This is a genomic window from Enterococcus sp. DIV1328a, from assembly GCF_050536905.1.
GTDB classification, from domain to species: Bacteria; Bacillota; Bacilli; order Lactobacillales; family Enterococcaceae; genus Enterococcus; species Enterococcus faecalis.
On record NZ_CP172912.1, the window covers coordinates 1,154,224 to 1,167,091 of the forward strand.

Annotated in this window: 11 protein-coding genes; 10 read left to right on the forward strand and 1 reads right to left on the reverse strand. The window is 37.3% G+C overall.

The window, feature by feature from the left end; all coding sequences use genetic code 11:
* Positions 1-71 precede the first annotated feature (71 nt).
* From IGL93_RS05605 to IGL93_RS05620, 4 genes are all read left to right on the forward strand, one after another.
* Positions 72-746: a metal-dependent hydrolase gene (locus IGL93_RS05605; RefSeq protein ID WP_284954775.1), complete on the forward strand. Its 675-nt coding sequence runs from the start codon at positions 72-74 to the stop codon at positions 744-746.
* A 9-nt stretch (positions 747-755) separates the two neighbouring features.
* Complete coding sequence (locus tag IGL93_RS05610; RefSeq protein ID WP_002357743.1) at positions 756-2,075, forward strand: DRTGG domain-containing protein; 1,320 nt, start codon at positions 756-758, stop codon at positions 2,073-2,075.
* 13 nt (positions 2,076-2,088) lie between these two features.
* Positions 2,089-3,042: a DHH family phosphoesterase gene (locus IGL93_RS05615; protein WP_002357742.1), complete on the forward strand. Its 954-nt coding sequence runs from the start codon at positions 2,089-2,091 to the stop codon at positions 3,040-3,042.
* A gap of 113 nt (positions 3,043-3,155) precedes the next feature.
* Positions 3,156-3,494, forward strand: coding sequence for a zinc ribbon domain-containing protein YjdM (locus IGL93_RS05620; RefSeq protein ID WP_002357741.1), 339 nt, complete (start codon positions 3,156-3,158; stop codon positions 3,492-3,494).
* A gap of 60 nt (positions 3,495-3,554) precedes the next feature.
* Here IGL93_RS05620 and IGL93_RS05625 read toward each other — a convergent pair whose 3' ends face one another.
* Entirely contained in the window at positions 3,555-3,953 is a 399-nt protein-coding gene (locus IGL93_RS05625) for a hypothetical protein (protein ID WP_002382283.1), read from the reverse strand.
* Between the two features lie 55 nt (positions 3,954-4,008).
* Between IGL93_RS05625 and IGL93_RS05630 the strand changes: the two genes are divergently transcribed.
* From IGL93_RS05630 to IGL93_RS05655, 6 genes are all read left to right on the forward strand, one after another.
* Complete coding sequence (locus tag IGL93_RS05630) at positions 4,009-5,190, forward strand: VanZ family protein (RefSeq protein WP_002357739.1); 1,182 nt, start codon at positions 4,009-4,011, stop codon at positions 5,188-5,190.
* 53 nt (positions 5,191-5,243) lie between these two features.
* A complete protein-coding gene (locus tag IGL93_RS05635; protein WP_002385937.1) occupies positions 5,244-6,602 on the forward strand; it encodes a DEAD/DEAH box helicase in 1,359 nt (452 codons plus the stop codon).
* Between the two features lie 548 nt (positions 6,603-7,150).
* The gene (locus IGL93_RS05640) at positions 7,151-7,834 is read left to right on the forward strand and encodes a helix-turn-helix domain-containing protein (RefSeq protein ID WP_002374960.1); all 684 of its coding nucleotides are present in this window, start codon (positions 7,151-7,153) and stop codon (positions 7,832-7,834) included.
* A gap of 345 nt (positions 7,835-8,179) precedes the next feature.
* Complete coding sequence (alaS, locus tag IGL93_RS05645; RefSeq protein ID WP_002357736.1) at positions 8,180-10,822, forward strand: alanine--tRNA ligase; 2,643 nt, start codon at positions 8,180-8,182, stop codon at positions 10,820-10,822.
* Between the two features lie 202 nt (positions 10,823-11,024).
* Positions 11,025-11,741 carry a tRNA (adenine(22)-N(1))-methyltransferase gene (locus IGL93_RS05650; RefSeq protein ID WP_010775808.1) on the forward strand — a complete coding sequence of 239 codons (717 nt, stop codon included), beginning with the start codon at positions 11,025-11,027 and terminating at the stop codon, positions 11,739-11,741.
* Positions 11,725-12,843, forward strand: coding sequence for a Nif3-like dinuclear metal center hexameric protein (locus IGL93_RS05655; RefSeq protein ID WP_002369477.1), 1,119 nt, complete (start codon positions 11,725-11,727; stop codon positions 12,841-12,843). The genes IGL93_RS05650 and IGL93_RS05655 overlap by 17 nt, the downstream gene beginning before the upstream one ends.
* Positions 12,844-12,868 lie beyond the last annotated feature (25 nt).

Consider the following 12,868-nt stretch of genomic DNA (forward strand, 5'->3'; position numbering starts at 1 on the left):
CTACTTTTAAGAATGAATTTGACGATTAATTATCATAAGAGTGTGTAGAAAATACCGTAGGAGGAATACAAATGGAACTGATAGGACATGGACATTCATGTATTGAAATTCGTCTAAACGACGGCACGAACCTTTTATTTGATCCTTTTATTAATGGCAACCCTTTAGCGGACGTTTCACTTGAAGATTTACACCCTGATTACATCTTAATCACTCACGGACACAGCGATCATATTGGCGATATGCTAGCAATTGCTCAAGCCAACAAGGCAACAATTATTGCGATAGCTGAAGTGGCTACGTATGCACAGTCGCAAGGGGTAAAAGCGCATGGAATGAATCTAGGTGGGCGTTATGTCTTTCCTTTTGGTTCGGTTAAATTTGTGCCAACTTTGCATAGTTCCGGTTATGAAATAGACGGCGTAATGACCTACATGGGCGAAGCAAGTGGGATTATTTTAGAAGCAGAAGATAAAAAAATTTATCACGCTGGTGATACGGCGTTGTTTTCAGATATGCGCCTTTTTGCAAAAGACAAATCCATTGATGTAGCGTTCTTACCAATTGGCGATAATTACACGATGGGACCAGAGGATGCGCTAGAAGCAGTCTCTTACTTAAATCCCGAAATAACCATTCCAATTCATTACAATACCTTTCCTGTTATCCAACAAAATCCAGCAATATTCGTAGAGCAAGTAGTTGGCGGGAAAGTATTAAACCCAGGAGAGACGATCCTAGTTTAGGAGGAAATTATGGCGACGAAACATGATCAAATTTTAAAACATATTGAAGAATTACCAATTGGCGATCGAATCTCTGTTCGAAGCATTGCCAAAAGTTTAAGTGTTAGTGAAGGAACAGCGTATCGGGCCATCAAAGATGCAGAAAATATTGGGCTTGTTTCCACCATTCAACGTGTTGGTACGATACGAATTGAGCGGAAGTTAAAAAAACATATTGAAAAATTAACATTTGGTGAAGTGGTCCGGATTATTGAAGGGGATGTGTTAGGCGGTAGCTCTGGTCTAGACAAAGTCCTTAATAAATTTGTAATTGGTGCGATGACAGAAACCGCGATGACGCGATATATTACTCCAGGCTCCTTAATGATTGTTGGTAACCGCCAAGGTGTGCAAAAGCTTGCTTTAGAAAATGGGGCAGCCGTTTTAATTACAGGTGGATTTGAAACATCTGAAGAGATTGCGCAGTTAGCAGATCGTCTGGGTATGCCTGTCTTGAGAACCACATATGATACATTTACTGTGGCTACTATGATTAACCGTGCTTTAAGTGATCAGCTGATTAAAAAAGACATTTTACTCGTCAGTGATATTTATACAGCGCTTGAAAAAACCAATTATTTATTGACAACTCAGACGATTGCAGATTATCAGGCATTATCTGAAAGTACCCATCATTCTCGTTTCCCAGTAGTAAATAAGAAATTACGTTTAGTGGGGATTGTCACAGCCAAAGATGTCATTGGTAAAAGTGAACATTTAACCGTGGATAAAGTCATGACAAAGGATCCCAATGTTGTGAAAAAGATGATGAGTGTAGCGAGTGTCAGTCATCAAATGATTTGGGATGGTCTAGAAGTCATGCCGGTGGTGGAAGATGATTTAGCGCTTGTTGGGATTGTTTCTCGCCAAGATGTGATGAAAGCTATGCAATTGGTGCAACGACAACCACAAATTGCAGATACAATTTCAGATCAAATTTCCGGGGAAGTGATGCCTGTTGAAGAAAATGGCAAAGAAACAACCCGTTTTCGTTTTTCGGTTGCGCCCCAAATGGTTAACAGTGTTGGTACCATCTCGTTCGGTGTCCTAAGTGAAATTATTTCTAACGTGACACAACGAACAATGTTGATGAATCAAAAAAGAAATGTACTAATTGAACAAGTGAATCTACATTATTTGCGGCTAATCCAGTTGGAAAGTGAATTGGACATTCGTCCACGGATTTTAGAAATTGGTCGTCGCTCTGCAAAATTAGATATTGAAGTTTATTTAGAAAATGTCATTGTGGCAAAAGCAATTGTTGTTTGCCAAGTGATGGAGAGAACGTAGGAGGCTACAAAGAATGGACGTAGTAAAAGAAATTATGGCAGCAATTAAACAATATGAAACAATTATTATTCATAGACATCAAAGGCCCGACCCAGATGCAATTGGCTCACAGGTTGGGTTAGCAGAACTCTTAAGAGCGAGCTTTCCTGAAAAAAATATTTATCAAGTAGGCGGACCAGTGGAAGGCTTAGAGTTTTTAGCTGAAATGGACGTTATTACTGACGATGTCTATCGAGGTGCATTAGTCATTGTAACAGATACTGCAAATGCTCCAAGAATTAGTGATGCGCGTTTTTCTTTAGGCGATCAATTAATTAAAATCGATCATCATCCGAATGATGAACCTTATGGAGATTTAGTTTGGGTGAATACAAATGCAAGTAGTTGTAGTGAAATTATTGTTGATTTTTGGCAACAGCATTTAGCAGAATTAACGATGACAGATAATGCAGCTCGTTTATTGTATGCTGGGATTGTGGGGGATACAGGACGTTTTCTTTATCCTTCCACTTCGGCGCATACACTCGCTGTCGCTGCGCAATTGCGTACGTTTAACTTTAATGCCGCAGACTTAAATCGTGAGTTAGACCAAATGCCTTTAAAGGTTGCTAAATTAGCGGGTTATATTTATCAAAATTTAGAAATCGACGCAAATGGCGCTGCTCGTGTCGTTTTACCACAAAGTATTTTAAACAGTTATGATATTGTCGATTCTGAAACGGCAGCCATTGTTTCAATGCCAGGAAAAATTGAAGATGTTCTCTCATGGGCAATCTTTGTTGAACAGCCGGAAGGTTATTATCGCGTTCGGTTACGTTCCAAAGGACCAATCATTAATACAATTGCTAAAAAACATCATGGCGGCGGCCATCCTTTGGCAAGTGGCGCTAATGCCCGTGATGCGGCTGAAATTGAAGTGATTTACCAAGAAATCCAAGCAGCTTGCCAAGAGTGGGCTCAAAAATAAATAAGTAATTAGAAAGTAGTTATCGGACGTTGATAAATCATTAGGACTACTTTTCATTCACTAGAAAATAAGGTAAAATGAAAAAGAATTATTTTTTACAAAGGAGAACGTTAATGACAGAGCAATTACCAAACTGCCCTGAATGTGGGTCGGCATATGCCTATGAAGATCGCGGATTATTTATTTGTCCAGAATGCGGTCATGAATGGTCACCAACAGAAGAAGTTGCAGAAGAAGGCTTAGTAGTCAAGGACTCAAATGGCAATCTTTTAGCGGATGGTGACAGTGTTACTGTAATCAAAGATTTGAAAGTTAAAGGTGCCAGTGGCGCAATTAAACAAGGCACAAAAGTGAAAAACATTCGTTTAGTGGAAGGTGATCATAACATCGACTGTAAGGTAGATGGCTTTGGTCCAATGAAGTTAAAATCAGAGTTTGTTAAGAAAAATTAAATTTCATTTGAATGATGAGACAGTAAGAGTCTAGGACACAACCATCGTCCTAGACTCTTACTAATGTTTATCGGTCTTGTATTTTATCATTGTACGAAGGCCGTGCCAAGCGTTGTAAAGTGTGAGGATTAACCCGATACCTAAAGGAATCCATAACCATTGCGGAGAATAAGCGGCATCTTTTAACGTTTCAGGGTTGATGGTCCATGATTCTTGCAATACTTGGAAACTAAAAACCATGAGAAATGTTGAAATAAGTAACAAAATAAACCGTAAATAATGAATCGTTGTTTGACGGTGAATCAGTGCAAAGAGTAAGTAGAGCACAAGTAAAAATAGCGGCACTCCAAACGCAAAATATGGCTGTAACATGAGAACGTCCTCCTTTTTCTTAATGATACTGCAAAGGAGAGGATTTGCAAAATAAAATTTATTGTTGGTACATTTTTTTAGAAACAAGTATAGTGTTATTGAGGCATTCATACTTGAAATTGTTTATCTTGGAGGAATTTTTATGGCAGTATATAGCGAACCAATTAAATGGGCAATCATTATTTTCCCGTTTCTAGCATTTTTTATTTCTGGGGCATTATTAATCTATGAATACCGCAAATATGGTTCCTTTGTTTGGACACGAGCAATGATTTTGTATTCATTTGTTTTTTATTTATTATGTGCCTATTTCTTGGTGATTTTACCTTTGCCATCTCGGGCAGAAGTGGCTCAATACACAGGACCAACAATGGAACTGCGGCCTTTTCATTTTATTTCAGGGATTTTAAACGAAACTGTTTTTTCGCTCAAAGATCCAAGTACGTATTTGCCAGCATTAAAACAGCATGCCGTTTTAGAACCACTGTTTAATGTTTTATTAGTTTTACCTTTTGGTGTGTATTTACGGTATTATTTCAAATGTTCATTTTTAAAAACAGTTCTTGCGAGTTTTTTATTGTCATTATTTTTTGAATTAACACAGTTATCTGGCCTTTATTTTATTTATCCACGTTCGTATCGCTTGGCGGATGTCAATGATTTAATTAATAATACCGTCGGAGGCATAGTTGGTTATTGGTTGACGCCACTCTTTACCTTTTTATTGCCAACAAGAGAAGAAATTGATGCCACCTCTTATGAAAAAGGGCAGACAGTTAGCCTGTTAAGACGTTTCTTTGCATGGGGAATTGATTGGTTGGTGATTGGCTTTGTGCAAGGCCTGCTCGTTTTTGGACTAAATTTCATTCCAGCTTATAAAAATTGGGCAACCAATTATCCGATTTTTTCAGATCGGATGTGGTTCTTTATCATGGTGTTTGCGGTCTTTATCGTCATGATGAAACTGACAAATGGTCAAACGTTAGGGAAAAAAGTTGTTCGCATTCGGGTGGTTGAAACAGGACATGAAAAAATTCGTTTAAAAGCCTTGTTTGTTCGCTATGGTTATTTGTATTTTGTGTATGGCTTAATTAGTATTTATCTAGCTAATGCCACTGATTTATTGAATTCTTCTAATCGGATGTTGCAAATGGTGTCACTGCTTCTGTATTTGTTCTGTTTAATTTTATATTTACTGTTTTTGATCAACGTTTTGTTAACCTTGATTCGTAAAAAACGGCGTTTGTTTTATGAAAAAGCCAGCCATACTTATACAGTCAGTACATTAGAAGTTGCGAAAACAAAGGAATCAGCAGGTGAGTAAAAGTTGTTTTTGTGTTATAATGCCAAAGTGCATAAAGAATTTAACGAGAAGAGGTGAGGCAAGTGCCTTCATTTAAACAATTTCAATTTCAACCTTTTATCAACGAAGCACTCGCAGAAAAAGGGTTTGAAGAACCAACAGAAGTCCAAGAAAAATTAATCCCAATCATTAAGAAAGGGAAAAGTGTCATTGGACAATCGCAAACAGGAAGTGGAAAGACGCATACTTTTTTACTTCCATTAATGGATAAAGTTAAGCCAACTATCGACGAAGTACAAATTGTGATTACTGCGCCTAGTCGTGAATTAGCCAATCAAATTTATCAAGAAGCGCAGCAACTGGCTCGTTTCAGTCAACCAGAAATTCGCGTGTCAAATTTTGTTGGCGGAACAGATAAACAACGTCAATTAAATAAATTAAAGCATCAGCAACCTCATGTGGTGATTGGTACACCAGGGCGTATTTTAGATATGATGAATGAACAAGCCTTGAAAGTGCATACGGCTTTTGCCTTTGTTGTCGATGAAGCAGACATGACATTAGATATGGGCTTTTTAGCAGAAGTCGATCAAATTGCTGGCCGTTTGCCAGAAAAATTACAAATGCTCGTTTTTTCTGCAACCATTCCAGAAAAATTACGACCATTCTTAAAAAAATATTTAGAAAATCCAGTGATTGAACATATCAAACCAAAAGCAGTTATTTCAGAAACAATTGACAATTGGTTGATTTCCACCAAAGGAAAAAACAGCAATCAAATAATTTATCAATTATTGACTATCGGGCATCCTTATTTAGCGATTGTTTTTGCAAATACTAAACAAAGAGTTGATGAAATCACCGATTACTTAAAAGATCAGGGCCTAAAAGTTGCCAAAATTCATGGAGACATTACACCACGCGAAAGAAAACGTGTGATGCGTCAAGTTCAAAATCTTGACTACCAATATGTGGTAGCTACTGATTTAGCCGCACGTGGGATTGATATTGAAGGGGTTTCACATGTCATCAATGCAGAAGTTCCACATGAATTGGACTTCTTTATCCATCGGGTTGGCCGCACAGGACGTAATGGATTGAATGGGACTGCCATAACATTATATTCACCAGCAGATGATGAAGCGATTACTCAGATTGAGCAATTAGGTGTTTCTTTCAAACCAAAAGAAATTAAAAATGGTGAGATTGTAGAGACGTATGATCGCAACCGTCGAACAAAACGAGAAAAATCTCGAGAAGAATTAGACCCAACGTTAATTGGTTTAGTGAAAAAGAAAAAGAAAAAAATTAAACCAGGATACAAGAAAAAAATTAATTGGGCAATTGAAGACAGCAATAAGAAAAAACGTAAAATTGAACGTCGTCAAAAAGATCGTTCTGCTAGAAAAGCAAAAAAGAATTCTTCTAACTAAAAACGTTGTGGATTATAGAAAGTAAGGGACGAGAATCGTAAAGATTCTCGTCCCTTACTTTTTTATATGATAAATATTTAAGTCACTTTTAAAATAACTCTTTTTTTAAAGTGACTATTGCTAAAAGTAGAGAAATTTACCAATTAATTGTAAAGATTTTTGTCGAAAACATCAAAATGTTAGTGTTAAAGATCAACATTTTGATGTTTTCTCAAGAAAAAAATAATAAAATTACAGAATTTTTGGCGTGTTTTAGCAAAAAGTAGGAAGTTTCGGCTCTTTTTTTGTTAAAAAATCGGCTTTATTAGCTGATATTAAAGGAAATTCATTTTTTTTTACGGAGGATAAAAAAATTTTACACACAAAAAAATTCATTTTCTAATATAATATAAATAACCACCAAAATAAAGAATAAAGGAGCTAAGAGAGATGAAGATAAAAAGGTGTTTATTAATCAATCGCTGGAGGAAACACGCAATTTGGTAACGTAGTTTGGTTGGTGCGTTTAGTTATTGGTAGCAGAGAGAATTTTTAGGAGGAAAGAAGAAATGAGAAGGATTTTGGTATTAACAAAGAACATTTTAGTTGAGCAAACATTTCAGCAGCAATTACAACATTTAAATTATGAAGTCTTTTGTACGAACTGCTTTGAAGAAACTATAGAACATGAGTTAACTTTTTTTAATTATTTTGATGCAATTGTATTAAGCGAAACACTTTCTCAGAACGATTGCTTGAGATTATTAGGAAGTCTTTCATCGTTAGAGAAGCCGATTTATCGACGTTCACAATCGATGTGTAATAAACGTGAAGCGGAGATTTGGCAGGAAAGAGGTATTATCCGGTGGTTAGGCCTCAAAGATTCATTGGAAGATATTCGTGAAAAAATTGACACTGTCGATCAAAGTTTTGCCGAAGTCACAGCCGAGCTACTTGATGACCAAGTAAAAAAGATTCGCTTTACAAAAAACGAGCAACGCTTTTTAAAAATCTTGTATCAGCATGCCCACGAAGGGTTGGATCGTGATCAAATTTGTCGCTTGCTTTGGCAGAAAGAACCAGATGCTTCTACAAAATCGCAGCTGTCTTTCGTATGTAAACGAGTGAAACAAAAATTTAGTGATGCAGGTATGAACGAAGAGATTATTACAACCTCTTGGGGAAAAGGGTATCAAATAAATGAACAAATTTTGCCTTATTTAGAGCAAACGTTATTTGAAACAGCTCAGTAAGGAAAGATTCCTACGAAAACAATTGACTTTTTAGCAGATCTTTCTTATACTTTTGACTATAAGCTAAAGGATATGAGGAATCTTATTTTGATCACAGAAAGCCGTTCATTGCTGAGAGAAGGGCATCAGATAAATTTACTTGCTCCCTTTAGATGGACTTGATAGAAATATCAACGCGACTCTGCGTTATAGAGCTTAAGAGGTAATGATCCAACATCATTGCAATCAAGGTGGTACCGCGAGCAATCGTCCTTGACTGCAATGGTGTTTTTTGTGTTCACAATCTTCCACTTAAGAGGGTACAAAATATAAATAGTTAATTATTAATAGAAAGTAGGAAAATCAATGAAAGAATTAACAAGTAGTCAAGTTCGCCAAATGTATTTAGACTTCTTTAAGTCTAAAGGACATTCAGTAGAACCAAGCGCTTCTTTAGTACCAGTAAACGATCCAACATTATTATGGATTAACTCTGGTGTTGCGACCTTGAAAAAATATTTTGATGGCTCTGTTGTGCCAGAAAATCCAAGAATTACGAATGCTCAAAAATCTATTCGTACAAATGATATTGAGAATGTTGGGAAAACGGCTCGTCATCATACAATGTTTGAAATGTTAGGGAACTTCTCAATTGGAGATTATTTTAAAAATGAAGCGATTCACTGGGCCTGGGAATTTTTAACTGGTGCTGAATGGCTTGCTTTTGACCCAGAAAAATTATATGTGACTGTTTATCCGAAAGATACAGAAGCAAAACGCATTTGGCGTGATGAAGTTGGTTTATCTGAAGATCATATTATTGATGTAGAAGATAACTTCTGGGATATCGGTGCTGGTCCAAGTGGTCCGGATACGGAAATCTTTTATGATCGCGGCGAAGAATTTTTAGATATTCCAGAAGATGATCCAGAAAATTATCCTGGTGGCGAAAATGAACGCTATTTAGAAATTTGGAACTTAGTGTTCTCTGAATTTAACCATACACCAGAAGATACGTATGAACCATTACCACATAAAAACATTGATACGGGCATGGGCTTGGAACGTGTTGTATCTATCATTCAAGATGCACCAACAAATTTTGAAACTGATTTATTTATGCCAATTATTCATGCGGTAGAAGCTTTAGGAACTAACGTGAAATATGGAGATGCACCACAAACGGATGTTTCCTTTAAAGTGATTGCTGACCATATTCGTGCTTTATCCTTTGCAATTGGTGATGGTGCGCTTCCTTCAAATGAAGGTCGTGGCTATGTGTTACGTCGTTTATTACGTCGTGCGGTAATGCACGGGAAAAAATTAGGCATTAATGAAGCCTTTTTATACAAATTAGTGCCTGTTGTTGGCGAAATCATGGTAAGCTACTATCCAGAAGTATTACAACAAAAAGACTTCATCGAAAAAGTGGTTCGGACAGAGGAAGAACGTTTCCATGAAACCATCAATGAAGGTTTAAGCATGTTAAATGAGGTTATTAAAGAAGTTAAAGATGCAAAAGGCGATACATTAGATGGAAAAATTATCTTCAAACTTTATGATACTTTTGGCTTCCCCGTAGAATTAACGGAAGAAGTTGCAGAAGATGAAGGCTTGAAAGTCGACCATGCTGGGTTTGAAACAGAAATGGAAGCACAGCGTGAACGTGCTCGTTCTGCCCGCAGTAAAGAAACTTCAATGGGTGTTCAATCTGCTTTATTAACAGATATTAAAGTAGAAAGTAAATTTGTTGGCTATACAGAATTAACACATGATAGTGAATTATTTGTTATTATTCAAGGTGACGCACTAGTAAATGAAGCATCTGCAGGAACAGCCGAATTAATTTTTGCTGAAACACCATTTTATGCTGAAATGGGTGGACAAATTGCTGACCGCGGCTATGTAAAAAATACCGCAGGGGAAGTCGTTGCCAACGTGGTGGATGTGAAAAAAGCACCAAACGGTCAATTTTTACACAAAGTAGAAGTTTTGGCGCCATTAGCAGAAGGTCAAATTTATCAATTGCAAGTGGACGAACGGATGCGGACACGTATTTTGAAAAACCATACGGCAACCCATTTATTGCATCGTGCTTTAAAAGATGTGTTAGGGGAGCATGCCAACCAAGCAGGCTCATTAGTTGCACCAGGACATCTACGTTTTGACTTTACTCATTTTGGGCAAGTTACATCAGAAGAACTAGCGCGGATGGAAGCCATCGTTAACGAAAAAATCTGGGAAGCTATTCCTGTTGTCACAATTGAAACAGATATTGATACAGCGAAAAACATGGGCGCAATGGCGTTATTTGGCGAAAAATATGGCAAAGAAGTCCGTGTAGTTAATATTGGGGATTACTCTATCGAATTATGTGGTGGAACACATGTTGCTAATACAGAAGATATCGGGATTTTCAAAATTGTTTCTGAATCTGGGATTGGTGCAGGAGTACGCCGTATTGAGGCAGTGACGAGTAAAGAAGCGTATCAACTTTTACAAGAAGAAGAACGTCAATTGAAAGAGATTGCTACACTAGTTAAATCACCTCAATTAAAAGAAGTGGTTACGAAAACAGAGCAATTGCAACAACAATTACGTGATCTACAAAAAGAAAACGAACAATTGGCAGGCAAATTAGCGAACCAACAAGCTGGTGACATTTTTAAAGATGTCAAAGACATCAATGGTGTTCGTTATATTGCCGCTCAAGTCAATGTTAAAGACATGAATCAATTACGCCAATTGGCTGACCAATGGAAACAAAAAGAATTGTCTGATGTACTAGTTCTGGCAACTGCACAAGATGAAAAAGTAAGCTTGTTAGCGGCTATGACAAAAGACATGAACGGAAAAGGCTTAAAAGCCGGTGACTTAATCAAAGCAATTGCGCCAAAAGTTGGCGGTGGCGGCGGTGGTCGTCCTGATATGGCTCAAGCTGGTGGGAAAAATCCAGCAGGGATTGCGGATGCCTTAGCAGAAGTTGAAAACTGGTTGGCAAATGCCTAATTAAAAATGTTTTCCCTATTATTAATATAAGGAGAATGCTCTTTATAGCAATAATGACAGCCCTCTTCAAAGTTATGAAATTGATTTTGAAGGGGGTTCTTTTTGATAAGTGATTACGGAGAGAAAACAGTAGATTGCACGAATGTGTAAGTTTTCATCTTCAATTGACAATGGTATAATAAGCAACGGAGGAATCAAAAATATGAATGAAAATCAATTATCAAAACGTCTCGCAACGGTTGGTGATTTAATCCCTAGAGGAAGTCGCTTAGCAGACATTGGTTCAGACCATGCTTATTTACCAGTTGCTTTAATGTTAGAAAATAAACTGTCTTTTGCTGTGGCTGGGGAAGTGGTGGAAGGCCCCTATCAATCTGCCAAAACCCAAGTCAGTAAATCCAATTTGACGGATAAAATTATCGTACGTTTAGCGAACGGGCTAGATGCAATTGAACCTGAAGATCAAATAGACGTCATTAGTATTTGTGGAATGGGCGGCACATTAATCCGAGATATTTTAGAAGCTGGACGCAAAAAAAATCGTTTAACAGGGAAGGAACGCCTTGTTTTACAACCGAATATTGGTGAACCAACTTTACGCCGCTGGTTAATGGTAAACGACTACAGTATTATTGATGAAACAATCGTGGAAGAAAACCGTAAATTGTATGAAATTATCGTAGCCGAAAAAACAGAGCAATCCGTTTCTTATACGGACCAAGAATTACTATTTGGGCCAGTTTTAATTAAAAAACAAGGACCGGTTTTTACTAAAAAATGGCAACGAGAATTAAAACAGCGCAAAACTGTTCTTGCACAACTAGCAAAAGCAAGTGGAGAACATATTGAAAAACAAGCGAAACTACAGCAAGACCAACAATTAATTGAGGAGGTACTGACCAATGGCTGTGAACGGTAAGACATTGATTCGACGCTTCAATGACTATTGTCCCGAGTGGCTAGCAGAAACGGGAGATCCTGTGGGCTTGCACATTGGTACGTTAGATAAACCAATTGAAAATGTGATGGTTACCTTAGATGTTCGTCCTGAGGTCGTTGCAGAAGCAATTGAGAAGCAGGTTGATTTGATTATTGCGAAACACCCACCTATTTTCCGCCCAGTTAAGCGATTAACCACAGATAATTTTCAAGAAAAAATGTACGCTGATTTATTAAAACACGATATTGCTGTTTACGCAGCGCATACTAACATGGATATTATTGACAATGGCTTAAACGATTGGTTTTGTGAATTATTGGGAATTAAACAGACCACCTTTTTAACTAAAACACATACTGTTCCTTATAAAAAATTAGCCGTTTTTGTGCCAATTGATGAAGCTCCGCAAATGAGAGAAGCTTTAGGTCTAGCTGGCGCCGGGTCTCAAGGTGATTATTCTAAAACAAGTTACTCTTTAATTGGAACAGGACGTTTTACACCAACACAAGGAGCAAATCCAACGATTGGCGAAATTGGTCAAGAAAGTGTCGTCCAAGAAGCAAAAATCGAAGTGATTTTCCCTGAAACTAAACAAGAACAAGTTCTTGCAGCTATGTTACAGGCGCATCCTTATGAAGAACCGGCGTATGATGTTTATACCATTGAAAATCAATCAAAAGAATTTGGTTTAGGTCGGGTTGGAGTATTAGACAAGCCTGTGAGATTCTCTGATTTTGTACAGCAAGTTAAGGAAGCTTTCCAATTGGATGGCTTGCGGGTCATTGCAAAAGATGATACTAAAATGATTCAACGGGTAGCCATTTGTGGTGGAAGTGGTGAAAAATTCTATCATGATGCATTACGTAAACAAGCCGATGTCTATATTACTGGTGATGTGTATTATCATACGGCACATGACATGATTGCTGAAGATTTACCAGTTATCGATCCTGGTCATTACATTGAAGCGCTTTGTAAGCCAAAACTTGTGGAATTAATGAATCAATGGAAACAAGAAAATGAGTGGGCTGTATCCATTTTTGAATCAGAAGCGAATACCAACCCATTTCGTTTTAAATAAAAAAATGAAGATTAAAGGAGTGTTC